Here is a 24,984-nt window from a genome sequence, read left to right on the forward strand (position 1 = left end):
TTAAAAGTTTAATCTGTTTCGCTCATCGCGTTTCTTAACATTTAACTGTTAAGTAATTGACTGGTTTCTATTCTCTGTTCAATTTTCAAAGACCCTGTCGCTCCAAGCGACTTTTATATCTTATCATCTTCATTTAAGCTTGTCAACTAGTATTTTTTTTCAAAATCTTATTGACTTTTTAAATGTTTTTCATGTTTCTTGTTTGCCGCTCATCTCAGCGACGAATATCATCTTACCATGAGATTATTCATGCACTATTTTTATTAAATACCATTAAACAAAACTAAATGCATCATTACTCATTATCCGACCATATACTTAAAGTTTCATATACTGACACACTAGATAAAGTTTACATTAACTAATCTTATTGCCATATAAATAAACTAATATAAATCCTGCTATAAGTCCTGATGCCTTCCCAGGAATAAATGGCATACTTAAAATAATAATAATCATACTTATTAAGGTATATGGGTAGCCCGATATTTGACATTTTCCTTCTGGAGGACATCCATTAATCTTACGAAAGCGTATATGGGTAGCTAAAATTGCTGCATATGTAAAAAGCAAAGCAAAACCACCAGAGCTTATCAAGAATAAATACACTCTAGGAAGCAGCATACCAAAACCTAATCCTAAAAGCATGGCAAAACCAGAAAATAATATCCCACGTCTAGGAACATTACTTTCATCTATTAACCATTCAGGAGCATGACCTTCATCTGCAAATGTTAAAAAAGATTTAAATAAAAAGTGCAGAGCTTCTGCTCTGCACTTAAAACCTTTACCCTATTTTTATAAGCCTTTCTTTAGCCAATATTCTATCTATGATTTATCCTCCACAGTAAAGTATCATTTATTTCTCACTTGCCACTTGCCACCTGGGTGGCACTTATTCTTCCACTTCAACTGCTTTAGAAAATTTAATATTAAGTTTCTCTAACTTCTTATATAATGTGGTTCTGTGTATGCCTAAGTCCTTAGCTGCCTTAGAAATTTTATAGTTATTTTCCATCAATGACTCTAAAATTATATCTTTTTCAAATTCATTTAATATAAAATCTAAAGTACCGCCTTTAACCTCAGAAGCTGCATTTGGAGCAAAGGTTATTAAATTTGATGGTAAATGCTTAACTCCTAATATATCCTTTTCAGTTAGAACATAGGCACTTTCAATAACGTTCTTTAACTCTCTTATATTTCCTTGCCACTTGTGATTTAATAATAATTCTATTGCTCTTTGAGATATAGTAATATCAGTTTTATACTTTTTGTTGAGTCCACCTAAGAAGTGATTTATGAATAGCAGTATATCTTCTTTTCTTTGTCTTAGAGGGGGTATTTTTATGTTTATAACATTTAATCTATAAAATAAATCTTCTCTAAATTTCTTTTCCTTAATTAATTTTCTTAAATCTTGATGAGTTGCAGCAATAACTCTTACATCTATTGGTATAGGTTCATACCCTCCAATTCTTTCAATTTCATTTTCCTGTAGCACTCTAAGAAGTTTTGCCTGCATATGAAGGGGCATGTCCCCTATCTCATCTAAAAATATTGTTCCCTTATGAGCAAGTTGAAATTTACCCTTTTTCCCACCCTTTTTAGCTCCAGTAAAAGAGCCTTCTTCATAACCAAAAAGCTCTGATTCTAAAAGTTCATCTGGAATTGCAGCACAGTTTATTCTTATGATAGGGTTGTTTTTTCTATCAGAGGCATAGTGTATTGCATTTGCAAAAACCTCTTTTCCGGTGCCAGTTTCTCCATTTATTAAAACTGCTAAATTGCTCCTAGATGCTTTTCTAGCTAATTCTTTTACCTCAATAAAAGATTCACTTTCCCCGAGTATACAATTAAAATCAAATTTACTTTCTCCTAGTCTTTGAAGCTCATCCTTATAATATTTTAATTCCTGATCCTGTTTGTATAATTTTTGAGATAAGTTAAGTGTTTGAATCCTAAATTTAACTTGAGCTACTGCCGCTATTACTTTACCATTTTCCTTAACTGGAGCCCTAGTTACAAATAAAAACTTATCTCCATTATAATGCTGTCCATGAACTAGAGGATGAATTACATCTACTTCCTTCATGCCAGAACTAGCTATTTCCCGCATCTTAGTGTTTTTTATAAATTCTTCGATATTATGACCAATAGCTTTTTCTTTTGTGGTACCTAAAAAATCGCAATATGAATTATTTATATCAAATATAGTTCCATCAACTTTAGTTACTACGAAGCCGTCCTCAGTCATATCTAAAATCTCATTAAAAATTAACTTATAATGCTCTAAATTATTCATATCACTACTCATCTTATTTTCACCCCCGTTTTTATACTAAAAACAATTAAATATTATTATACCATAAATTTACAAGAACTGCATGAACAATATATAAAAAATAAGCAGACATAGCGCCTGCTTATTTAAATATTTATTAACTTTATTTTGTAGCCATAACTGTGGCTTCACCATCAATGACTAATTCCCCTCTTTGATTAACAACAGTGGTTCTCATTACAGCAATTTTCTTTTCAGGACGCATGGAAATAACTTCACCTGTAGCTGTGATTGTATCTCCAAACTTAACTGGCAATAAAAATTTACATGTTTGACCTAAATAAATGGCATCTGCACCAGGAATAAGCATACCGACAATTGTTGAAAAGAATGATGCCGTAAGCATTCCATGAACGATTCTTTCACCAAACCTTGTTGTTTTAGCATATTCAGCATTTACATGTACTGGGTTAATGTCACCAATTAAACCTGCATAGGTATACACATCTGCCTCTGAAATAGTTTTTGTTACACTTTTTTTCATGCCAATATAAATTTCATTAATGCTGTACCCACTCATATTTAAGCTATTTTCATCTATCATACTATTCATCCCCCCTACCTTTCACTATAAATTTAAATCTCAAATTCCTTATTTCTTTCTATTTCTTCAATCATAGCTGGTATTACTTCTTTTAAATCTCCCACAATTCCAAAATCGCAAACCTTGAAAATAGGAGCTGTTTTATCACTGTTAATTGCTACAATATATTTTGATTCGCTCATACCAGCTAAATGCTGAATAGCACCAGAGATACCACAAGCAAAATAAATTTCTGGTCTTACTGTTGTACCTGTCTGTCCTACCTGATGCATACTATCTATCCATCCTGCATCAACACAGGCTCTAGAAGAACCAACTTCCCCTCCTAATTTGTCAGCAAGGGCTTTAATGAGTTCAAAACCTTCAGGTCCCTTTACTCCACGTCCCCCGGATACAATAATTTTTGCCTCCGTAAGATCTACCCTTCTTCTGCCGCTTTTTATAATTTCAACAACCTTAGCTGTAATATCTTCCTCAGTAATTTCAGGAATTATTTTTTCAATAACTCCAGTAAAATTATCCACATGGGCTGCTTTTTTCATCACCCCAGGTCTTACTGTAGCCATTTGAGGTCTATTTTTAGGACAGATGATAGTTGCCATTAAATTGCCTCCAAAAGCAGGTCTTGTCTGAAGAATTTTCCCATCTTCAGGATCAATTTCAAGCTTTGTGCAGTCAGCAACAAGTCCTGTACCAATTTTAGCTGCAATTCTAGGCCCTATATCTCTTCCTATTGATGTAGCTCCAACTAGTACAATTTCAGGTTTTCTCTCAAGAATAAGATTTGAAACAGAAAGTGCATATCCATCGGTTGAAAAAATCTTTAATAATGGACTGCAGATGTATAAAACTCTGTCTGCTCCATAATTAAGAAGCTTATTTACTTCCTCATCAATTCCATATCCTGCAACAACAACTGCTACCTTTTTATTAATTTCGCTTGCAAGCTTTTTTGCTTCACCAATTAATTCAATGGTTACAGGATGAATCTTTCCTTCTCTTTGCTCACCAATTACCCAAACATCATTATAATTATTTAAATTAATATCCTGATTTACTTTTGCTCTTTCCATATTTGCACCTACCCCCTATATAAGCTTCAGATCAGCAAGCTTATTTACTAAAATAGCTGCTTTTTCTTTTCCGCTTATTCCATCAATAATTTCTGCTGTTTTAGACTTTGTTGGTACAAAGGATTTAAATACATTAGTTGGAGAACCCTTAAGACCAATTTGCGTAGGGTCAACTTCTAAATCATTAAAACTCCAAACAGTAATTTCATCAGATTCATGTGCATAATACTTAAATATGCCTTTTACACTTGGATATCTTGGAGTATTCAATTCTTTAATGGCTGTTAAAAGTACTGGTAATTTTGCTTCTATTATATAATCTCCTGTTTCTGTAAACCTTGTTACTGTTACTTTCTCCTCATCTACCTTGATTTCCTTAGCATATGTTATTTGTGGAACCCCTAAAAATTCAGCAATTTCTGGCCCAACCTGTGCTGTATCACCATCAATGGCCTGTCTTCCACAAAGTATAATATCGTAATTTCCAACCTTTTCAATTGCTGCTGCAATAATAGTAGCAGTAGCCCATGTATCAGAACCACCAAAAGCTCTATCACTTATTAAAACTGCCTCATCAGCACCCATGGCAAGGGCTTCTCTTAATGCATCTTTTGCTTGAGGAGGTCCCATGCTAATTACAGTAACCCTGCCGCCCTTTTCATCTTTAATTGCAAGGGCTGCCTCAAGGGCATTTTTATCATCAGGATTGATAATACTTGGAACACCATCTCTTATAAGTGTCCCTGTTTCTTGATTAATTCTAACTTCATTTGTATCTGGAACCTGTTTTAAACATACAATGATATTCATTTTTCTCCTCCTAGCTTAATACTTCTCTTGAAATTACTAATTTGTGAATTTCAGAAGTACCTTCATATATTTCAGTAATCTTTGCATCACGATACATTCTTTCTAGTGGATAATCCCTCATATAGCCATAGCCACCGTGAATTTGCAATGCAAGATTTGTAACAACTCTTGCTGTATCCGCTGCATTTAATTTAGCCATAGCTGCCTCCTTAGTGTGTTTCTCTCCAATTGTCTTTAAGTGAGCAGCATAGTAAACTAACCATCTGGCTGCTTCAATCTTAGTTGCCATCTCTGCTATATACCAGCTAAGACCTTGAAGAGCTGTAAGAGGCTTACCAAATTGAACTCTTTCCTTCATATATTTTACGCTTTCTTCTAAAGCACCTTCAGCTATGCCAAGGGCTTGAGCACCGATACCAATTCTAGCACCGTCAAGAGCATTCATTGCCATCATGAATCCCTTGACTTCTACTCCCACAAGATTTTCCTTTGGAACTCGGCAATTATCAAATATAAGCTCTACAGTTTCTGAGGCATGAATGCCCATCTTATCTTCAATCTTACCTATAGTAAAACCTGGAGTTCCCTTTTCTACAACAATTGTAGATAAGCCTTTTAGGCCTTTTTCTGGCTGCGTTGATGCAATTATAGCTAAATATTGCGCCTGTCCTCCACCAGAAATAAAACATTTAGTTCCATTAAGAATATATTCATCTCCATCTAATATGGCCGTTGTTTTAGCAGCGCCTGCATCTGAACCCGCATTAGGCTCTGTTAAAGCAAAAGCACCAAGGCATCCTCCACTTGTTACCTGTGGCAAATATTTTTGTTTCTGTTCTTCAGAACCAAACTTTTGAATAATAGAAGAAAAAACTGTGTGTATTGAAAGAATAGCAGCTGTAGCTCCACATTTTTTAGCTATTTCTGAAACTACTATAACTTTATCAATATCATTTCCACCTGATCCTCCATATTCTAAAGGTGTTCCAATTCCTGTGAATCCTATCCTTGCCATTTTGTCAAAGGTCTCTCGTGGAAATCTTCCTGTCTTATCAATTTCAGCTGCAATAGGCTGAACTTCCTTTTCTGCAAACTCTCTTGCAACCTTTTGTAACATACGTTGTGCATCTGTTAACTTAAAATCCATATTATATCCTCCTATTTTCTAATTTTAAAGTGAAAGTCCCATCTTCTCATCGTTAAATATTCTTTCATCCATTAACTTCAAATCCTCTGCGATGAGTGGCTTAAACTCCATATTTGCAAGAATATCTTTCTCTAAATTAACTCCTGGAGCAATTTCAATAAGCATAATTCCATTTTGGGTAAGCTTAAATACGGCTCTTTCTGTTATATAATAAACCTGCTGTCCAGTTTCAGTTGCATATTCACCTGAAAAGGTAATCTGTTCTAGTTCTTTTTTGAACTTTATGCCCTTTCCATCCTTTATAATATTAAGTTTTCCATCTTTAATTTCAACTTCCATTTTTCCAGCTTTAAAAGTTCCTGTAAAACATACTTTCTTAGCATTTTGTGATATATTTATAAATCCACCAGGACCTACAACTCTTCCTGCAAATTTAGATACATTAACATTACCTAAAGCATCAATCTCAGCAGCACCAAGGAATGACATATCCACTCCACCACCATCATAAACATCAAATATATCAGGCTGCTTATATATAGATTCAGGATTAACAGAACCGCCAATTGCAATACCACCTGTAGGTACACCACCAAGAGCACCTGATTCAATTGAAAGTGTAATCTTATCTGCAAATCCCTCTTCCCCTGCAACTGCCGCCACAGACTCTGGAACACCAATACCTAAATTAATAAGACAATTAGGTTTTAGCTCTAAAGCACCTCTTCTTCCACAAACCTTTCTTTGATCTAATTTCATAGGCTCAATAGATGCTAAAGGCACCTTTGTTTCACCTGATAATTCTGGCCTATAGTGCGCATATGCATATGTCTGAAGACTATTTTCTTTGCTACCTTCTACAATATAATCAACCATAAAGCCATGAACCTTAACATCATGTGCTTTTATGCTTCCCTTTTCAACAATTTGATCAACTTGAGCTATAACAATACCTCCTGAATTATGAGTTGCAGCCGCCATTTCTAATTGATCAGAAATCAGCGCCTCTCTGCATAAGGAAATATTCCCACTTTCGTCAGCTAATGAGCCTTTAATAAAACAAATATTAATAGGGAAAGATTTATAAAGTAGATAATCTTCACCTTCTATGTTCACTATTGAAACAACCTCTTCCCCAGAATCAATAGCCGCCTCATTTGCTTTACAGCCTTCAATTCTAGGATCTGCAAAGGTTTTTAAGCCAATATGAGTTAAAACTCCTGGTTTTCCTCCTGCAATTGCTCTAAGCATATGAGATGTAACCCCTTGAGGAATCATAAAAGCTGCTAATTTATTTTCAACAGTTAATTTATTTAGTCTTGGCTCCAAACCAATATGTGCACATACAAGTTTTTTAACTAAACCTTCTTCCCCAAGATGATTAGCGCCTCTTTCCCCTCCATCACCAACCGCTGCACAGTGAAAAACAAAGAGATTCTTAGGCGACTTTGTTTCAATATATCTATTTTGCAGGGCTATTAATAAATCTTCTGGAATCCCAAAGCTTGTAAAACCTCCAATACCAATTGTCATGTTATCTTTAACCATTTCTGCAGCTTGCCTAGCTGTAATTATTTTACTCATACTATAAACCTCCTTTAAGTTAAATAAAATTATCAATTAATACAGATATATGGACATAAGTTAAATTATGTCCGTACATACTTTTATACTCACTCTTCTATGGAAGGAATGGGAACATTGTAAATAAAATAACCGCAACTACAGAACCAATTAGTGGAGCAACTACTGTTAGCCAGAATATTGGACCATATGCATCATGATGCGTTTCATTGCATAAACCATTTGTAACTGTTACTACGTATCCATTGTGTGGTAGTGAATCAAGTGCTGCGGATGAAATAGCCATTGTTCTATGGATTGCTCCTGCTGCAACACCTCTTGCTAAATAAACAGGTCCTATTAGAGGAGCTGCAATTCCCAGGCCTCCAGATGCAGAACCACATATACCTGCTATAACTGTTGTACCTACAGCAATACCTACAAATTCTGGTCCAGGAATATTAACCATTGCATCAACAATAGCTGGAAATGCTATAGCTGCTTTAACTACTGCACCAAAACCAACAACAGCGCAGGTATTACTAATTGCAAATACAGAAGTCTTGCAGCCTTCTCCTATATTATTTATAACTTCTTTGTTATCTTGATATTTATTTAAAATAATAAATACTATTACGGTGCCAGCAAATACACCTGCTTCAAGAGGAAGCAGCACTTTGCCGTTAACTTTAACATTTATTAATATTATTGTAATGATTAATGGAATTAAAGCCGCAATTCCACTTGGAAGTTTTGAGTTATCATGAAAATTATCAACAGATTTCGCTACAAAGTGCTCACCATTTGCCTTTGCTTTATTTACCATTCTATATAACATAATTGCTCCAACTATAAGAATGACAAAGGCTGAAATAAATCCGTTTACTGCACCCGCCATTAGATCGGTGCCTAGTGTTTGAGCTGGAATAGCATTTTGAATTTGAGGAGCACCAGGAGCAACCATAGCAAATGTAGAGCATCCAAATGTCAGTGCACCTGGAATAAATCTTCTAGGTAAATCTGCTTCTTTAAAAACCTCCAGGGCAATAGGAAATACTGCAAAACTGGCAACAAAAACGCTAACTCCGCCGTAGGAGATGATTCCACAAGCCAAAGGAATTGAAATTAAAGCCATTTTCGTACCAAAGGTTTTAACAATCATTTTTGCTATTGCCTTAGCGCCATTTGTAACCTCGTACATTTTCCCCATTAATGTACCGGTTAAGAAAATCAAGAAATTAGCCTTAAAGAAACTAACAAATCCTGCCATATAATTTTCTTTTAAAGCAGTATATAAATTAATACCTCCAGTTAAGGCAACAATAGCAGAACAGGTTATAGCTATGATGAAAATATTAACACCCTTCATTACCCAGTACATTAATAGTGCAAGTGCTACTATAATACCAATTAAACTTATAATTTCTGAACCTGACATACTTTAACCCCCTTCCATTTTTTTATTTATTACTAAACTTAGCAGGTCTTTTTTCAAGGAATGCTCCCATACCTTCATCTTTATCTTCTGAAGCAAATGTAAGTGCTGCTAAATCCTTTTCAAGTTCAAGTGCATTAGCTAAGTCTAAATCAGCTCCCTTATTAATGGATATCTTAGCGTATTTAATTGCCATTGGAGCCTTTGAAATAATACTCACCATCATGTTTCTTGCTTCATTTAGAAGCTCTTCAGCTGGAACTATCTTATTTACAAGGCCTATGAGAAGTGCCTCTTCAGCCTTTACCATTCTTCCTGTGTAAATGAGTTCTTTTGCTCGTCCGCTGCCTATAAGCCTAGGTAATCTTTGTGTTCCACCAAAGCAAGGAATAACGCCTAAGTTTACCTCCGGTTGTCCAAAAACAGCCTTTTCAGAAGCAATTCTCAAATCACAGCTCATTGATAGCTCACATCCCCCTCCAAGAGCATAGCCATTAACTGCTGCAATTACAGGCTTTCCAAGAGCTTCAATTTTGTTAAATACGCTTTGAGCATACTCCGCGTAATTTCTTCCCTCGTCTGCTTTGTAAGGTCTCATCTGTGCAATGTCTGCTCCTGCAACAAATGCTTTCCCTTCTCCTGTGATAATAACACCTAAAATGTTTTTATCTACACTTATGCTTTCGATAATGGCACTTAGCTCATTCAAAGTTTGATTATTTAATGCATTTAGAGCCTTTGGACGGCTCATAGTTACAATTGCTACATTTTCTTCAATATTCACCTTGATATTTTCAAGACTTAAATCCTTTAATGCTGTTTCTTTCATAAAAACACCCTCCTTTATCTTTGCACTTATATATAAAGCAATATCTTTGCCAAAAAAGTAACATTATCTTTTTATATAAAAAATTTTTAAAAATTAATTTTAATACAAAAACCCCCATGTCAAGCATGAGGGTTGAATAATATAGATAAATTTCAAACAAAAATTATCCTTTATAAGTTAATTTTATAACTTATAAAGGATAATTAAATCTTTAATATTGTAGGACTTTTTCTACAACTTAAAAAATTTATAGTTTTAAATACAATTTAGCATTATTGGAACTCGTTACATTTCAATCTTTGTTACTATTTTACTAATACTTGTAGAATTTTTTCTACATTTTATAAATTTATCTACGCTTTTTAAAGAATTTATCCCTTTCCCGGTGAGCAGCACCTGTGTGACGATTGGCAAGTCTATAAATATATATCAGAAAACTCAATGTTTACTCTTTCAATATGGTTATTAAATCCTTCCTTTGCTTTGTGCAATCCTTTATTTTGCTCCTCTACATTTTCTTCCTTAATAACTTTTGTAGGTAACTGTACAATAAATTCACTTCCATGTCCATATTTACTTCTGACTGTTATTTCTCCTCCATGCATTTCTACAAAAGACTTTACTAGACATAACCCAATTCCGCTTCCCTCATGATTTCTCATAAGTGATTTATCTACCTGGCCGAATCGTTCAAATATTAATTTAATTTTATCATTTTGGATACCTATGCCATTATCCTTTACAGAAACCTTAATATATTTCTCCTTATCCTGTATAGATACATCAATTTTTCCGTTTTTTTCTGTAAACTTAACAGCATTGGAAAGCAAATTGAGAATAATTCTTTCAATCTTATCTGCATCACAGGCAACTATTTTTTCTTCTATATCTGTATCAAAGGTCAGATCTATTCCCTTATCCTTTATATATTCTGCAGTGGACAAAGTAACATCCTCAATAATTTTAACTATATTATGGTTTTCCAAATTTAAATTATAAAAGTTTGCATCCATTTTAGTAGTATCAATGAGATTGTTAACTAGTCTTATTGTCCTGCCGCAATTTTGCTTCATTATATTTAAATATCCTTTAACTTTACTTGCATTATCTGCCAATTGATTGTTTATCATATACATATTTAGAAGTTGTATTGAACTATAAATTATATTTATAGGTGTTCTTAATTCATGAGATATATTAGCAAAAAACTCTGTTTTCAACCTATCATATTCTAATGCTTCTTTTGCTTGTTTTATATTGGTTATATCCTGAATCTGACATATAAAATATAAAGGTACTCCTTGATGATTTCTGACTAATGAAACGCTTAAAACACTCCAGACAATGCGGCCATCTTTATGCAAAAATCGTTTTTCCATATTATAGAAGTGTATTTTATTTTCTAACAACTTATATACATTATCTAACTCTTTACTTATATCTTCGTGATGAGTTACATCATAAACACTTTTTTCAAGTAGCTCCTCTTTAGAATAACCCATAATTTCACATATTGAGTTATTAACCTTTATAGCTTTACCCTTGAGATCTACTAGAACCATGCCTACAGCCGCATTTTCAAAAGTTCCTCTAAAAAATTCTTCTCTTTCTCTAAAAGCCTGTTCTAATTCTACTCTTTTTGTTACGTCTTGAATTACAGTTAATAAATTCATAACACCATCACACATAAAAGAGACACCTGCAACTTCACCATACATTATAGTACCATCACTTTTTATAAATTTTTGCTCCATGTAGGGTACACTAGTTTCATTACTCAGCAATATTTTTGCTCTCTCCTTTGATATATCATTGTAATCAGGATGAATGCTTATCATGGGTTTTAAAGATGTTCCTATAATGTCTTCAGGCTTATCCGCACCAGCCAGCTTAGCCCCAGCTTTATTTGTATAGTATAACTTTTCTCCTCTATGAACATAAATACAAACTGGTGACAGTTCAATAACACTTTTAAATAAATATTCACTTTTGAGTAATTTAGCCTCTGTTTCTTCTAATTTTTTTTCTAATTCTTCAATACGTTTTTTTAAAAAGTTTACATTTTCATCTTCATACAATATAACTACCCCTCTCACCCTCTAGTTAGAATAATATTTAAAATGAATTATGTTAATTATTATTTCTATATTATTAGTAAAAACTCCTCTAAAATTGAAAGAAAATTACAAATTTTCTGTTTTTCAATTTACAAAATAATCCATAGTAGATTACTGTTAATTAATTTTCGTATAAAAAAAAGGCTCCTTGAGGAGCCTTTTCAAAAAGTTTACATTTTTTTCAATTCGATACCTTTACCAGTTTATTTCTAACCCTACACCAACTTCTTTCACAGGCAAAGCGTTATGTATTTCTGCTTTAACAGCAAATGAAGTACAATGACAAGGATATAATTCCTTTAAGTTGTTCTGCTTTAGATAATCGATAGTTTTATTAACCTGCTTAGTTACTTCAAATAAATGAAATCCTCCTATAACTCCTAATACTCTATTATCTTTACACACTTCTTTTGCGTATTCTATTATATTGCATATTCCACTATGAGAGCATCCTGTAATAATATAAATACCACTTTCGCTCTTATAAACAAGTGCAGTATCATCTCTTACATAGTCATCAACTGAAGTTTTGTCGTCGATTTGTTTACCAATAGCTTTTCTCTCCTCGAAGTGATTTATTTGTGGTATTTCTCCTAAAAAAGTTATGTTTTTACTAACCTTAATGGGTTTTTTTGAAAGAATTAGATTACATTTTTCTTTTAGTTCTTCTTCTAAGATAGGAGAACAAATTTTTAAGTTGCCTACTATTTTTTCTTTAAATGCATCTGGGTGAGCAATAATAGAAATATTATTTTTATAATTTTGTTCAAAGTAGTATTTTAATCCTCTTGTGTGATCATCATGTCCATGCGAAATAACGATAGTAGTTACACTTTCCAAATCTACACCTAAGGCATTTGAGTTTTTCATAAACAAATCAGAATATCCCACATCCAATAATAGTCTAGTATCCTCATCTTCAATATAATATGAAACAGCAGGTTCCCCACAATAATATTGATCAATATATGTATTGTTATCTACTAAAACTTTTAGCTTCACATTTTCATCTCCTTCATCTCCACAAGAATGTCATCTATATTGGCCTTCAAAATGAACTCCTATGATAAAGATAATGCTCATTATTCTTATTTACACATTTCAACAAATTCAATGGGATGCTGAATAATTTTTGACGTTTCCTCTATGGAATAGCCTTCAGCAAGATAACGTTTTGCTATAACTGCCATGGATTCTCCTATCTCTATAATATGATGGTCTGGATCATAAATACGAACAACACGTTGTTGCCACTCATATTTCTTAGGCTGATGAACATATTCAACATTTCCATAATGTTTCATCTTTTGCATAAATACATCAAAATCATCTACCTCAAAATACAATTCCATATTATTTGACTTCTCTATAACAGAATCAGCAGGCAAATTTGTAAGCCATGCAAAATCCTCTTGTATTGCAAATCCACCACTGAATGTTACATTTCGTCCAAAATCAAGAACAACCTTTTGATTAAAAAGTTCTCCATAAAACTTCTTAGAAACATTAACATCTTTAACTGCTAGTAGTGCCAATTTAAATTCCATATCAATACCTCCCATTATATGAATATATTCTATGCCACTCTTACAAATCCCTTTTTAGAACCCCCCTAGAATATTTGTCTATCTAGATAAAATATGGTTAAAGAAAAGATAACTGCTCATTTCTGGATTGATTTAGTTTTTCTTTCATGGGTTTCGTATAACTGCTTGAAAGCTTGTATTTATCCTTCAACTCATTGACAGTGCTATACAACTTGTCTTTATATTCCTTTGTTGCTCCGCCTGTCTTATATAAAGTTTGTAAAGGCTCATATAAATTGGTAAATTCTCGTTTAATAAAATCAAAGAACACTTCTCTGGTTTTTCCTCTTAAATAAAGTACTCCTGGTAAAACATAATCCACTCCGCAATCTGCTCCATGTGCGTATAGGGAATTAATATTCTCGTATCCATCGGTAATGTAGGGAATGATTGGCATAAAATGAAGCCCTGTAGAAGCATTTGTTTTTGCAAACTCCTTTAGCATTGCAAATCTTTTTATTGACTCCGCTCCCTTTGGTTCAATAAGCTTACGGATACTTTCATCCATACAGGTAATAGTAGCTGCCACATTTACATAGGTAATGCTGGCAAGCTCTGCAATTAAATCATAGTCCCGTAAAATCAAATCAGATTTTGTTGATATAATACAAGGAGTTTTATATTTAATCATAAGTTTTAATATATCAGGCATAAGCTTATACTTAGCTTCTATTGGCTGGTAGCTGTCAGTAACGCCGCCTATATTTACAACTTCTCTTTTCCAAGAATGACTTTTAAGCTGCTGCTCTAGCTGCTCAACAATATTTGTTTTTACATATATGTCATCAAAATATTGTTCTGAATTCAAATATTGATGAGAGTACATAGCATAGCAATATTTGCAGCCGTGCTCACATCCACGATATATGTTTAAATCCCAAGCGAAGGGAATTTTACGCTTCAATTTATTGCAGGCTATAGTGCACGTAATTTCTTTATACTTTGCCACTTTTTCACCTCCACGGGTAACAGTGATTATATAAATCATCTTATCTACTAATTTTATCCTTATATTCATATATTATCAAGATAATCTTAGTAGTATTCATGTTTTCTAGAATCTTTAATCTGAAATTTAACTACATTATAGAATTTTTATGAAAAATATGGTATAATTTTCTAGTACAGTTCAATATAGTTGGATGTGGGCTACTTGATGTCACTCATCCCTACTAACGGGAGGTGATAAGATGAGTAATGATGTTTTAATGTTGTTATTCGAAGGTGGATTATTCTTAATTTCGCTATTAACTTTAATAGTGTTACTTATAGAAAAAATCGCAAAAAAACAGTAGCCCCCATCTCGCAATTGGTCAGCTACTATTTTAATTAATCATTTAATAGTGATATCAGTTGCCTAAACAACTAGAATTGTATATTATAGGGTGTTACCAGCACCCTATTTTATTTTGCTCGTTTACATTTATATTATATCAAATATTTTCTAAAAATGAACTTATATTTTATAATTTATTTAGATTATGGTACTATAAGTTAAAATCTCACCGAAACTTTAGTAGAATATTTAACTTTGCTTCCATCCACATTATAAACATTAAAGAGTAAAATTCCGTTATCTCCTGCTACTACTTTGATACCATCTGATAAGCCATTATAAGTATTTGCAAACCTACCTGTTGCTACAATTGTGAACTGTCCAATAATCTGATCAGTTCCCTTATCATAATTACCATCTGAATTTTTATCAATGTATAAAGCATTATAGATAGTATCCGCTGTGTTATTTATATCTAACCTAATTGATTTAGCTTGTGAGCTTGTAAGTGTAATACCCTTAATAATTGGGTCCTTACCTACTGACTCAGTAGCATCTAACGCTGATCCATAATTATATACTTTAGAATAAGTAGGCTTAGTAATTGTATTGAAGGCTACTGATTTAATAGGATTGCCTTCTTTAACTGTTAAGGTTAACTTAACCTTATTGATATATCCATTTAGTGTACCAGTATATGTGTATGTTCCTAGCTTGCTTGTATCAACTACTGAGCTGTCCCATATTACACCAACATCACGCATTGTTCTTCCATCGCTCATTTTTGCTGTTACTTTTGTTGGTAATGTATAATTATCACCTAGATTTACGCTTTGACTTACTAGGGTTACAGGGTTTACATTTAATGTGAAATTAATTTTACTATTATATCCATCTATTGTTCCAGTATAAGTGAATGTTCCCGCTCTACTTGTATTTACTTTGGTTGGACTCCACTTTACTTCTACAGGTTTTGTACTCCCATCACTCATTGTTGCTATTACTGTCTTTGGTAATGTATACACATCATTTACGTTTGCTGTTGCACTTACTCTTGCATCTATAGCTGTTATTGGATTTACTATTAATGTTAACTTGACTTTACTAGTATACCCAGCAACTGTTCCATTATAAGTAACCGCACCTGCCTTATTTGTAGCTACCTTTGTTGGATTCCAAGTTACTTTTAAAGACTTTGTAGTTCCATCACCCATCATTGCTGTTACTGTGGTTGGTAGCGTATAGCTGTCATGTAAATTTACTATTTCACTTATCTCATCTATTGAATCTATTCCAACTACTGTCAATGTGGTCTTAACTTTACTATCATATCCAACAACTGTTCCATTAAAAGTAAATGTGCCAGCTTTATTTGTAGCTGGTCTTGATGGACTCCATGTTACCTTTACAGATCTAGTACTTCCATCATACATTGTGGCTGTCAATGTGGTTGGTAGTGTATAGCTGTCATTTATATATACTTTTTCATTTATATTCTCTATTGAAGCTATCGGTTTTACTGTTAATGTTAATTTAACCTTGCTATTATATCCATCAACTGTTCCGCTGTGCGTAAACGTACCTGATTTACTTGTGGTTACCCTTGATGGACTCCAGGTTACCTTTACATCCCTAGTACTTCCATCCTCCATTGTAGCTGCTAATGTGGTTGGTAATGTATAACTATCATTTATATTTATTGTTTCATCTATATCAGATATTGAAGCTATTGGTTTTACCGTTAATGTTAATTTAACCTTACTATTATATCCTGCAACTGATCCATTATAAGTAAATGTACCGGCCTTATTTGTAGTTACTCTTGATGGACTCCAGTTTACCTTTACATCCCTAGTACTTCCATCTCCCATTGTTGCAGTTAATGTGGCTGGTAATGTATAACTGTCATTTATATTTATTGTTCCATCTATATCAGATATTGAAGCTATTGGTTTTACTGTCAATGTTAATTTAACCTTGCTATTATACCCCAAAGCTGATCCATTATAAGTAAATGTACCGTCCCTATTTGTTGTTACTCTTGATGGACTCCAGTTTATCTTTACATCCCTAGTACTTCCATCTCCCATTGTAGCAGTTAATGTGGTTGGTAATGTATAACTGTCATTTATGTTTATTGTTTCATTTATATCATCTATTGAAGTTACTCCGATTACTGCTAATGTTAATTTAACTTTGCTGCTATAACCTAAAACTGTTCCATTATAAGTATATGTACCAGCTTTATTTGTTGTTACTCTTGATGGGCTCCAGCTTACCTTTAAAGATTTAGTACTTCCATCACCCATTGTTGCGCTTACTTCTTTAGGCAATGTGTAGCTGTCATTTATGTATACTGTTTTACTTATATCTTCTATTGAAGTTATTGGAACCACTGTTAATGTTAATTTTACTTTACTACTATATCCTGAAACTGTTCCACTATGAGTATATGTATCAGCTTTATTTGTTGTTACTCTTGATGGATTCCAGCTTACTCTTACATCCTTAGTGCTTCCATCACTCATTGTTGCTTTTACTGTCCTTGGTAATGTATAACTGCCATTTATGTTTATTGTTTCATTTATATCATCTATTGAGGTTATTGTTATTGCTGCACTTGCTGCTTTTGCTGCTACTTTATTTGCAGCTAATAACCCACTTGCAGGTGTATTAAGTGTAAACGGCAGGTTAAAAGTTATCATAGATGCTATTACCAAAATTAAAAATATCTTTCCAGTTTTTTTAATACTCATCCTTAATCTCCTTTAATATTATTCATTTATTATAATTCTACATTTTATTGTATTATCCTCCTTTATTTTCTTATGACATTAGCATTGTTTTAAAATATGAACTAAAAAAGAACCATCATCTCTGACGATTCTCTCTTAATCACAGCAAATCCTATTTTATTGCTATTTTAATATAATTATTTTTTTCTTCCAGTATTATAAACTCTTTTAAATAAATTCGGATAATCTATAACAAGTCCATCTTTATCTACATAAAATTCCGCTGTAAACCCACTATTTAGATTTTCATATCTATATTTACAACCATTTAGATTTGACTCCACACAAGTATAGCGCTGGTTTACAGGTCTTAAATTAAAATTATAAATATCAATATAAACTACTTTTATTTCTCTTGATTCTCCTGATTTTAATGATAAGCGCCTAACTGGAATTGTATTAGTAAAAGGAGTAGCAGAAATATCAATATCTATGCAGCCCTCTAAGCTTTTTACTAATTTACCAGTATCAGTTGTCCAATTTCCACTTCCATCTGATTGTAATACAATGTTTCTATGTTTACCATCAAATATCTGTACATCAAACTTCCTAACTTTCCAGTCTAAATTACAGTATATATTATACAATATACGAATTGGCTTATCTTCTCTCATTGTTAGAATAACTGAATTTGCTGTAATACATTCATCATCTTTTAATAAAAATAAATGCTCCAATCCTGACTCATTAAGTCTCTTCCACATTACATCTACTGTAATTTTACTTTCTTCATTCATTAATACCATCACCTCTGTTACAAACACCTGTCCCCATCAATTATATCAATACCATTTTCAGTTAACTATTATATGCGACTTAAAGTGAACTGTCTATTTTTCTAAATCTATTTTATCTTTTCTAATTGTTCTATTAAATATGTAATTGCTTCATTCTTCGTTTGTGGTTCATCATGTCCCCAAACATAAGTATCAAAATGAATTTTTCTCATTAGTGCAATAAAAGATTCTAACTTATCTTTATCATAATTACCATTGTTATTATAGAAATCTTCACAATTTGCATCACCAACGAACAACGTTTTTTCTTCTGGTACATAAACTAATACGGAATCTTCTGAATGAGGTGCCTCACTTTCAATTAGTTCACAATGAACTCCACCTAAATCAATTTTTAAACTTCCGCTAAATTCTATATCTGCAGGGACTACTTTTATCTCTTGTCTGTTTGAATACTCCACTTTGATGCATCTATCACACATTTCAATGTCTTTCCCTGCTTTAAGTCTATTTTTCATATCCTCATCAGACCACTGCCATGTTACAACTTCTTTTAATTTGTCATTTGTCAATTTTCCTGCAATTGTCCTCCCTGCTACTGAATGCATGCCAAATGTATGATCCCAATGCCAATGTGTAATCACTGTATAATCTGGCAATTTCAAATTTGCATTTTTTAATTCAGAATAAAATTTTTCTACATGCTTAGATGAATTACCTGCATCTATAGCCAATGAATATTTATCTCCTTTGATATATCCAAGAACTGGTCTATCATTTTCTTCTTCGTTAGGTAAGTAATAAATTCTATCAGATATTTTTTTTAGTTCCATATTTTCTTTCTCCTTTAAAATTAAATTGCTTTAGCTAATTACCCCATCAGTTATGACATATTTACATACAGTTAATATAAATAATCTTTAAATATTTTATTAAAAATCCATAATACAAACATTTATATTTTACCATATAATCGCTATATAAACATCATTTTCTCGCTGTTGAAATTACTCCTAAGATAAGTATACCAACACTTATTGGCACAACATAAGAAGGAATACCTTTGCAGATACTCCCTCCTTTGTTCCTAGATAACTTATTACGTTATCATTGATATTCAATTCTTATGAAGTGTAAATACTATTTGGACTTTTTAATTTTCCCTTAATATTAGGATTATCTTTTATTCCAGTATTCATCTCCTCAATCAGTTCATCACTTGTAATATTACTTATGTCAGAAGATATTTTATCTTCTTGAATATTTTCTGCTTTCCCCTTTAGCTGAATTAGAATTATCGAAGACATAATCAAAACTATACCTATTAACTGAGGAATTTCGAACAATTCACCAAATATTATAAATGCTAATATCGAAGCTACTACAGGTTCTATACTTGCTACAATACTTGCTTTACCTGATTCAATATATTGAAGAGATTTAACAATTGAACAATTTGGTACAAGAGTAGCAACAACTCCAAGTCCAATAATATTAACTAATGAAGATGTATCCTTAACTGATGTTACTAATGTCCATGGTGGTGCAAAGAACCATAAAAATATTGCTCCAAATAAAAATGAATATATTAAATGAGTTTTATATGAATATTTTTTTATACCTATTTTACCTAAAATATTTTGAAGTGCAACTGCAAAGCCAGAAGTTACTCCCCATATAATGCCTATTAAATTCAATTTGAAAGCAGTACTATCATATGCTTTTACTACTAGACAGCAGCCTACTATAGCTAATATTAAAGCTATAAATTTTTTAACTGTGAATTTCTCCTTGAATATAAAATAAGATAAAACTACCACAATAATAGGATTAATAAATAATAAAACTGAAGCAGTAGCAACTCCTGTATACTTAACTGCATAAGTAGAAGCAATAAACATCCCATCTAAGGCAAACACACCATAAATAGCAAATAGTAGCAGTCCTTTTAAATCTGTTTTAAAGCATTTTGGATCTTTTATTAGGTTAATAATAATATAAACTATTGCCGCAACAGTGGGCCTAAAAGATGATATCGTCATGGAATCAAATCCAAGATCAGCTAAGTTCTTTACGAAAATCCCCATAGCACCCCAAGAAGCTCCTGCAAGTAACGCATAGAAATAACCCTTTTTAACATTGTTATAATTTTCCATAAAATATCTCCTCTCTGTGAATTTTTTTATGTGATTTCATGGAAAAAAAATAAGAGAGAACAAACCCCAAGTTTGCTCTCTCTGTTTAAATCCAGAGTCTATCCAGATATAATCCTTTTGCCTGAGAATTTCGCTTTTTTTATTGGGATAAAAAAGTTTGTCCCTTCGGCGGCCTAAAAATTTAAGCTCTCTCTTATATCTTTCACCTAGTATAGTATATATTTAGTTTTATATATTGGAATAGCTATTCTCATAAAAAGATAAAAAAATAAAGAGAGAACAAACCCCAAGTTTGCTCTCTCTGTTTGTATCCAGAGTCTATCCAGATATAATCCTTTTGCCTGAGAATTTCACTTTATTTCATTGGGATAAAATAAAACTTGTCCCTTCGGCGGTTTAAAACTTTAAACTCTCTCTTATATCCTTCAACTAGTAAATTATTCAATTCATACATCGTTTACATTGTACAATTAAAAAAATATAATTGTCAACGATGTTTGTATCACTTTCATTATATTTACAGTTGATTTCCACGCTTTTACTACTGTTTTCGTTAAATTCGTTAATATTTGCAAAAGACACTTACTGTCTTTTAGCCTTTTAAATCTTTTCATGTTCTTCTATAAAAATATTAGCTTACAAAATTGTGCAATAAAAGAGAGGATATATATTTTTTATCATGTTAAACTTTATTTAGGAGGCGATGATATGGAGTGGTTTAAAAAATTAAGTCAATCTATTGATTATATAGAAAATAATTTGAATGGAGCTATTTCTTATGATGAAATATCAAAAATAGCAGGTTGCTCTACTTACTCTTTCCAACGTATGTTTACATATATTGCAGGTATTCCTTTAGCTGAATATATAAGACGTAGACGTATGACAATTGCTGCATTTGAACTACAAACTAAAGAAATTAAAATTATGGACATAGCACTGAAGTATGGTTATACCTCACCAACTGCTTTTAATCGTGCGTTTCAAAGTGTTCATGGGGTGGCACCAACTCTTGCAAGGACAGAAGGAACTCTACTAGAAGCATATCCAAGAATCAGTTTTTCAATATCAATTATGGGAGGTGAAAGTATGAAGTATCGAATAGAAAAAAAAGAGCCTATTCGAATTGTAGGAATAAGAACTAGTTTACAAGAAAATGTTGAATACAATTTTAAAGTAGTTCCTGAATTTTGGAATGAAACATTCAAAAATGATGAGTATCTTAAAATTTGTAGCTTAAATAATCAATCCCCTAATGGCATTCTTGGTGTATCAGTATATGAAAATCCTAAAGAAATTTATTATTATATAGCTACTTCTACAAATAAGGATACTCCAGAAAATATGATAGAATACACTATTCCATCAGCAACTTGGGTCATTTTTGAATGTAATGGTAATTTTAAAGAATCTATTCAGAGCATATTTAGAAAATTTCTTACAGAATGGCTCCCATTCTCAAACTATGAATATGCAGGATTACCAGATATAGAAATATACCCAATAACCAAGTCTAACATTGCTGCTGGTCATTCAGAGGTTTGGATAGCAATTAATAAAGTAGAAGAGGTGGAATAGATGTTTGCAATCGAAATTAAAAATCTAAATAAACATTATAAAAATGGGGTTAGAGCATTAAATGATTTGAATTTAACAGTAAAAAAAGGAGAAATCTTTTCTCTTCTTGGTCCAAATGGAGCTGGCAAATCATCACTGATTAACATTTTAACAACATTTTATAATGCTACTTCTGGTACAATAAATGTTTTAGGAAAAAGTTTATCTGAAAACCCTCATTGGGTAAGAAATCAAATAGCTTGTGTTTCACAACAAGTTTCAATAGACGAACATCTTTCTCTAATGGAAAATATGATTTTCCAAAGTAGACTATATAAAGTTAAGCCTAAAGAGGCTGAACAAAGAATAAAAACATTAATAGATATTTTTGATCTTTCTAATTATTTAAAATATCCCACCTCTTCTTATTCTGGTGGCATAAAACGTAGGCTTGACATTGCCATGAATCTAGTTTCTTCACCTAAAATTTTATTTTTAGATGAGCCTACAGTAGGCATGGATGTAGAATCAAGAGCAGCAATGTGGAAAATGCTTTTAAAAATACGTGATAAACTAGGAACGACAATTTTTCTTACTACTCATTATCTTGAGGAAGCCGACTTTCTAAGTGATACAATATGCATTATGAAAAAGGGAAAAATATTAGCACAAGGTTCAAGAGAAGAATTAGGAAATTATATAAAACAAAATATGTTACGTATTATTTTTCCTACTAACGAAGAAGCTAAAAAATATAAAAATATTTTAAATAATATGTATAATACTAAATTTACTATCTTAGAAAATAAATCTGTATTTATATCATTAGCTAATAATAATACTAGCGCTTTAACTGAAATTAATAAATGGCTTTTAGACAATGATATAAAATTTAATGGAATTGAAATTACAGAGCCAAGCTTAGAAGATATTTTTCTTATAATAACAAATTCAGTTAAAAATAGAATGGAGGAATCAAAGTGTTAAATATTCTATGGCGAAATATGAAATGGCGTTTTGAAAATCCTTTATCAATTGTTTTTACTATAATTCAGCCGCTTCTATGGTTAGTAATGTATAGTACGGTTGCTAGTCATACAATGCAAGATTTAGGAATCCAAAATTACACTGCTTTTATCCTTCCTGGAATCATTGTTCTGGTGATATTTGGTGCTTGTTGTAGTTGTGGATTTATAAATTTCATTATGAGATCTAATGGTAGTTTTTATAGGATTTTAATTGCTCCTATTAACCGAAAATCAATTATTTTAGGACAAATGTTAGAGGCAATATTAGTTTCATTTTTAGAAATAGCCATTTTATATGTTGTGAGCCTCTTTTTTTCTGTTAGAATTGAAACAGGGTTAATTGGAATATTACTAATTATTTTACTTATCTTTATGACTGGATTTTTTATGTCAGGACTTTCATATTATATGAGCTTGTTACTCCCTAATGAAGTAATTTACGAAACAATAATGAATTCAATTGTATTACCACTTTTCTTTTTAAGTACAGCACTATTTCCTCTTGAAGGTTTAACCGGTACTTTGCGAACAATCGTATTAATAAATCCTTTTACACATATTATTAACGTATTACGTAGTTTAATAATTGGAAATACTATCTTATTCTCAGATATACTACCTGTAATTTTATTATTTATAGTAATGTGTGCTCTAAGTTTTTTATTAGCGATATGGAGGTTAAAAAAAGAAACAGCTAACTAAAATTTTAGTAAAAAGCTCATTTACTTATGTTACTTTTTTACGCTCTCTCAAATAGCTAACTGCTATCATGGTTATTGCCTCCTTAAAAAATAAAAAACTCTTACCCATATTGTTAAGGTAAGAGTTTTCAATATTATAATATATATTTAAAAATAGTTTAATACTTCAATTATTTTAGTTAATACGATTATATTTTAAGCTATTTTTAAAATTATATATCTTTAATAAATTTTTAATGCTTGCGAACGGATGTTGATATAAAGATTATCACCCCAGAAAGTACAGCAATAGCCACAAATAACCAAGCTATTGGTATTAAGAAAAATGGTTCTATTAAAGTACCATCCTCAGCAACTTTAGATCCTATGATATTATAAGCAACTATACAACCAAAGGATATAATAAGCGATATTAAAGATACAATGTATTTTTTCATTGAAAATTCCTCCCTTTTAATCAAGTTAATTTTTTAGATTTTTTTATGTTTAATTTTATTTATAAAATACTGATATTATTTTAATCTACTATCATTTTCATCTGCATACTCTAAAATATCACCTGGCTGACACTCTAAAATTTTGCATAATGATTCTAGTGTAGAAAAACGAATTGCTTTTGCTTTGCTATTTTTCAAAATAGAAAGATTAGCCATAGTTATTCCCATTTTTTCTGAAAGCTGCGTAGAGCTAATCTTTCTTTTAGCCATCATTACATCAAGATTCACTATAATTGGCATGATAACATCCCTTTCTAAATTGTTTCATCATTTTCCTCTTTAATTTTTATAGCAATTTCAAATAGTTGAGATAATACTATGCATAGAAAACCTATTGTTAAACAAACAATTATAGATGCAGCAAGCGGTAATCCTAGAGGAAGATTATTGAAAGCTTCAACTGAGTAATCTAAATATTTTTTGCATCCTATAATAATAAGCAGTTCACTAAAGCAACACATAGAAATGGTTTTTAATGATTTAACACTTTCTATAGAAAAAGGATTATTTTTGACAACCAAACCACAAAGTTTTTTTAGTTTAAATAAAGCCATTACATATGGAACTTCAAGTAAATAAAGGCAAATTGAAATAGTTGTAGATAATTCACGGTTTAACTGACGACTTTTTAAAAATGCTGTGACAATAAGTGGAGTTGCTAAAACAAGGATACATGTAATAGCTATTCCTAAAACTACAATAGCATTTAAAATTTTAGGACTAAAATCATTTTTCATTTTATCAACCTCGATTCTTTTATTTACAATATTATAATACAAGCTTATTTAT

At 31.8% G+C, this 24,984-nt stretch carries 23 protein-coding genes, 1 pseudogene and 2 riboswitches; of the genes and pseudogenes, 4 read left to right on the forward strand and 20 right to left on the reverse strand.

The window, feature by feature from the left end:
* Nucleotides 1-375: 375 nt before the first annotated feature.
* The 13 genes and pseudogenes from CRN98_RS08215 to CRN98_RS08275 form a co-directional block, all read right to left on the reverse strand.
* Nucleotides 376-735: pseudogene (locus CRN98_RS08215) on the reverse strand (amino acid permease); the annotation flags it as partial.
* Nucleotides 736-895: 160 nt separating this feature from the next.
* Nucleotides 896-2,317, reverse strand: a complete 1,422-nt coding sequence (locus CRN98_RS08220) for a sigma-54 interaction domain-containing protein (RefSeq protein ID WP_242960866.1) — start codon at nucleotides 2,315-2,317, stop codon at nucleotides 896-898.
* 130 nt (nucleotides 2,318-2,447) lie between these two features.
* Nucleotides 2,448-2,897, reverse strand: coding sequence for a MaoC family dehydratase (locus CRN98_RS08225; protein WP_097026950.1), 450 nt, complete (start codon nucleotides 2,895-2,897; stop codon nucleotides 2,448-2,450).
* Between the two features lie 23 nt (nucleotides 2,898-2,920).
* Nucleotides 2,921-3,961 carry an electron transfer flavoprotein subunit alpha/FixB family protein gene (locus CRN98_RS08230; RefSeq protein ID WP_097026951.1) on the reverse strand — a complete coding sequence of 347 codons (1,041 nt, stop codon included), beginning with the start codon at nucleotides 3,959-3,961 and terminating at the stop codon, nucleotides 2,921-2,923.
* Nucleotides 3,962-3,976: 15 nt separating this feature from the next.
* Nucleotides 3,977-4,771 carry an electron transfer flavoprotein subunit beta/FixA family protein gene (locus CRN98_RS08235; protein WP_097026952.1) on the reverse strand — a complete coding sequence of 265 codons (795 nt, stop codon included), beginning with the start codon at nucleotides 4,769-4,771 and terminating at the stop codon, nucleotides 3,977-3,979.
* Between the two features lie 10 nt (nucleotides 4,772-4,781).
* Complete coding sequence (gene acrC, locus CRN98_RS08240; RefSeq protein WP_097026953.1) at nucleotides 4,782-5,918, reverse strand: acryloyl-CoA reductase; 1,137 nt, start codon at nucleotides 5,916-5,918, stop codon at nucleotides 4,782-4,784.
* A 24-nt stretch (nucleotides 5,919-5,942) separates the two neighbouring features.
* Nucleotides 5,943-7,502 (reverse strand): acyl CoA:acetate/3-ketoacid CoA transferase, encoded by a 1,560-nt coding sequence (locus CRN98_RS08245; RefSeq protein WP_097026954.1) that lies wholly within the window; start codon nucleotides 7,500-7,502, stop codon nucleotides 5,943-5,945.
* Nucleotides 7,503-7,599: 97 nt separating this feature from the next.
* A complete protein-coding gene (locus CRN98_RS08250; protein ID WP_097026955.1) occupies nucleotides 7,600-8,919 on the reverse strand; it encodes a GntP family permease in 1,320 nt (439 codons plus the stop codon).
* A 22-nt stretch (nucleotides 8,920-8,941) separates the two neighbouring features.
* Complete coding sequence (locus CRN98_RS08255) at nucleotides 8,942-9,745, reverse strand: enoyl-CoA hydratase-related protein (protein ID WP_097026956.1); 804 nt, start codon at nucleotides 9,743-9,745, stop codon at nucleotides 8,942-8,944.
* 416 nt (nucleotides 9,746-10,161) lie between these two features.
* On the reverse strand, nucleotides 10,162-11,823 hold the full coding sequence (locus tag CRN98_RS08260) for a sensor histidine kinase (RefSeq protein ID WP_179632047.1): 1,662 nt from the start codon (nucleotides 11,821-11,823) through the stop codon (nucleotides 10,162-10,164).
* A gap of 234 nt (nucleotides 11,824-12,057) precedes the next feature.
* On the reverse strand, nucleotides 12,058-12,864 hold the full coding sequence (locus tag CRN98_RS08265) for an MBL fold metallo-hydrolase (protein ID WP_097026957.1): 807 nt from the start codon (nucleotides 12,862-12,864) through the stop codon (nucleotides 12,058-12,060).
* Between the two features lie 86 nt (nucleotides 12,865-12,950).
* The gene (locus tag CRN98_RS08270; protein ID WP_097026958.1) at nucleotides 12,951-13,409 is read right to left on the reverse strand and encodes a glyoxalase/bleomycin resistance/dioxygenase family protein; all 459 of its coding nucleotides are present in this window, start codon (nucleotides 13,407-13,409) and stop codon (nucleotides 12,951-12,953) included.
* 97 nt (nucleotides 13,410-13,506) lie between these two features.
* Nucleotides 13,507-14,397 (reverse strand): SPL family radical SAM protein, encoded by an 891-nt coding sequence (locus CRN98_RS08275; RefSeq protein WP_341455801.1) that lies wholly within the window; start codon nucleotides 14,395-14,397, stop codon nucleotides 13,507-13,509.
* Between the two features lie 241 nt (nucleotides 14,398-14,638).
* Between CRN98_RS08275 and CRN98_RS08280 the strand changes: the two genes are divergently transcribed.
* Nucleotides 14,639-14,743 carry a putative holin-like toxin gene (locus CRN98_RS08280; protein ID WP_097026959.1) on the forward strand — a complete coding sequence of 35 codons (105 nt, stop codon included), beginning with the start codon at nucleotides 14,639-14,641 and terminating at the stop codon, nucleotides 14,741-14,743.
* A 199-nt stretch (nucleotides 14,744-14,942) separates the two neighbouring features.
* Here the strand turns inward: CRN98_RS08280 and CRN98_RS08285 are convergent, their stop codons facing one another.
* From CRN98_RS08285 to CRN98_RS08300, 4 genes are all read right to left on the reverse strand, one after another.
* Nucleotides 14,943-17,480: an Ig-like domain-containing protein gene (locus tag CRN98_RS08285; RefSeq protein WP_097026960.1), complete on the reverse strand. Its 2,538-nt coding sequence runs from the start codon at nucleotides 17,478-17,480 to the stop codon at nucleotides 14,943-14,945.
* Between the two features lie 176 nt (nucleotides 17,481-17,656).
* A complete protein-coding gene (locus CRN98_RS08290; protein WP_097027060.1) occupies nucleotides 17,657-18,265 on the reverse strand; it encodes a putative glycolipid-binding domain-containing protein in 609 nt (202 codons plus the stop codon).
* Between the two features lie 98 nt (nucleotides 18,266-18,363).
* Entirely contained in the window at nucleotides 18,364-19,089 is a 726-nt protein-coding gene (locus CRN98_RS08295) for an MBL fold metallo-hydrolase (protein WP_097026961.1), read from the reverse strand.
* A 291-nt stretch (nucleotides 19,090-19,380) separates the two neighbouring features.
* A complete protein-coding gene (locus tag CRN98_RS08300; protein ID WP_097026962.1) occupies nucleotides 19,381-20,412 on the reverse strand; it encodes a DMT family transporter in 1,032 nt (343 codons plus the stop codon).
* Nucleotides 20,413-20,511: 99 nt separating this feature from the next.
* Nucleotides 20,512-20,618, reverse strand: a riboswitch (glycine riboswitch).
* 113 nt (nucleotides 20,619-20,731) lie between these two features.
* Nucleotides 20,732-20,841, reverse strand: a riboswitch (glycine riboswitch).
* Between the two features lie 279 nt (nucleotides 20,842-21,120).
* Between CRN98_RS08300 and CRN98_RS08305 the strand changes: the two genes are divergently transcribed.
* Genes CRN98_RS08305 through CRN98_RS08315 form a run of 3 tightly spaced genes read left to right on the forward strand, consistent with a single transcriptional unit; the run spans nucleotide 21,121 to nucleotide 23,699 of the window.
* Complete coding sequence (locus tag CRN98_RS08305; protein WP_097026963.1) at nucleotides 21,121-21,990, forward strand: AraC family transcriptional regulator; 870 nt, start codon at nucleotides 21,121-21,123, stop codon at nucleotides 21,988-21,990.
* On the forward strand, nucleotides 21,991-22,956 hold the full coding sequence (locus CRN98_RS08310) for an ABC transporter ATP-binding protein (RefSeq protein WP_097026964.1): 966 nt from the start codon (nucleotides 21,991-21,993) through the stop codon (nucleotides 22,954-22,956).
* The gene (locus CRN98_RS08315) at nucleotides 22,950-23,699 is read left to right on the forward strand and encodes an ABC transporter permease (RefSeq protein WP_097026965.1); all 750 of its coding nucleotides are present in this window, start codon (nucleotides 22,950-22,952) and stop codon (nucleotides 23,697-23,699) included. The genes CRN98_RS08310 and CRN98_RS08315 overlap by 7 nt, the downstream gene beginning before the upstream one ends.
* Before the next feature lie 232 nt (nucleotides 23,700-23,931).
* Here CRN98_RS08315 and CRN98_RS08320 read toward each other — a convergent pair whose 3' ends face one another.
* The 3 genes from CRN98_RS08320 to CRN98_RS08330 all read right to left on the reverse strand — a co-directional run bounded on the left by CRN98_RS08320 (nucleotide 23,932) and on the right by CRN98_RS08330 (nucleotide 24,932).
* On the reverse strand, nucleotides 23,932-24,135 hold the full coding sequence (locus CRN98_RS08320; protein ID WP_097026966.1) for a DUF3955 domain-containing protein: 204 nt from the start codon (nucleotides 24,133-24,135) through the stop codon (nucleotides 23,932-23,934).
* Nucleotides 24,136-24,210: 75 nt separating this feature from the next.
* The gene (locus tag CRN98_RS08325; protein WP_097026967.1) at nucleotides 24,211-24,435 is read right to left on the reverse strand and encodes a helix-turn-helix domain-containing protein; all 225 of its coding nucleotides are present in this window, start codon (nucleotides 24,433-24,435) and stop codon (nucleotides 24,211-24,213) included.
* A gap of 14 nt (nucleotides 24,436-24,449) precedes the next feature.
* On the reverse strand, nucleotides 24,450-24,932 hold the full coding sequence (locus CRN98_RS08330; RefSeq protein ID WP_097026968.1) for a DUF2975 domain-containing protein: 483 nt from the start codon (nucleotides 24,930-24,932) through the stop codon (nucleotides 24,450-24,452).
* Nucleotides 24,933-24,984 lie beyond the last annotated feature (52 nt).

The organism is Clostridium peptidivorans (assembly GCF_900205925.1).
Taxonomy (GTDB): domain Bacteria; phylum Bacillota; class Clostridia; order Clostridiales; family Clostridiaceae; genus Clostridium_AK; species Clostridium_AK peptidivorans.

Excerpts from the sequence above, each read along its gene's own strand:
- CRN98_RS08280 (WP_097026959.1), top strand. The coding sequence starts at position 14,639 with ATGAGTAATGATGTTTTAATGTTGTTATTCGAAGGTGGATTATTCTTA.
- CRN98_RS08270 (WP_097026958.1), bottom strand. The coding sequence starts at position 13,409 with ATGGAATTTAAATTGGCACTACTAGCAGTTAAAGATGTTAATGTTTCT.
- CRN98_RS08250 (WP_097026955.1), bottom strand. The coding sequence starts at position 8,919 with ATGTCAGGTTCAGAAATTATAAGTTTAATTGGTATTATAGTAGCACTT.
- acrC (WP_097026953.1), bottom strand. The coding sequence starts at position 5,918 with ATGGATTTTAAGTTAACAGATGCACAACGTATGTTACAAAAGGTTGCA.
- CRN98_RS08320 (WP_097026966.1), bottom strand. The coding sequence starts at position 24,135 with ATGAAAAAATACATTGTATCTTTAATATCGCTTATTATATCCTTTGGT.
- CRN98_RS08220 (WP_242960866.1), bottom strand. The coding sequence starts at position 2,317 with ATGAGTAGTGATATGAATAATTTAGAGCATTATAAGTTAATTTTTAAT.
- CRN98_RS08330 (WP_097026968.1), bottom strand. The coding sequence starts at position 24,932 with ATGAAAAATGATTTTAGTCCTAAAATTTTAAATGCTATTGTAGTTTTA.
- CRN98_RS08310 (WP_097026964.1), top strand. The coding sequence starts at position 21,991 with ATGTTTGCAATCGAAATTAAAAATCTAAATAAACATTATAAAAATGGG.
- CRN98_RS08230 (WP_097026951.1), bottom strand. The coding sequence starts at position 3,961 with ATGGAAAGAGCAAAAGTAAATCAGGATATTAATTTAAATAATTATAAT.
- CRN98_RS08245 (WP_097026954.1), bottom strand. The coding sequence starts at position 7,502 with ATGAGTAAAATAATTACAGCTAGGCAAGCTGCAGAAATGGTTAAAGAT.
- CRN98_RS08295 (WP_097026961.1), bottom strand. The coding sequence starts at position 19,089 with ATGGAACTAAAAAAAATATCTGATAGAATTTATTACTTACCTAACGAA.
- CRN98_RS08300 (WP_097026962.1), bottom strand. The coding sequence starts at position 20,412 with ATGGAAAATTATAACAATGTTAAAAAGGGTTATTTCTATGCGTTACTT.
- CRN98_RS08290 (WP_097027060.1), bottom strand. The coding sequence starts at position 18,265 with ATGGTATTAATGAATGAAGAAAGTAAAATTACAGTAGATGTAATGTGG.
- CRN98_RS08305 (WP_097026963.1), top strand. The coding sequence starts at position 21,121 with ATGGAGTGGTTTAAAAAATTAAGTCAATCTATTGATTATATAGAAAAT.
- CRN98_RS08255 (WP_097026956.1), bottom strand. The coding sequence starts at position 9,745 with ATGAAAGAAACAGCATTAAAGGATTTAAGTCTTGAAAATATCAAGGTG.
- CRN98_RS08235 (WP_097026952.1), bottom strand. The coding sequence starts at position 4,771 with ATGAATATCATTGTATGTTTAAAACAGGTTCCAGATACAAATGAAGTT.
- CRN98_RS08225 (WP_097026950.1), bottom strand. The coding sequence starts at position 2,897 with ATGAATAGTATGATAGATGAAAATAGCTTAAATATGAGTGGGTACAGC.
- CRN98_RS08325 (WP_097026967.1), bottom strand. The coding sequence starts at position 24,435 with ATGCCAATTATAGTGAATCTTGATGTAATGATGGCTAAAAGAAAGATT.
- CRN98_RS08285 (WP_097026960.1), bottom strand. The coding sequence starts at position 17,480 with ATGAGTATTAAAAAAACTGGAAAGATATTTTTAATTTTGGTAATAGCA.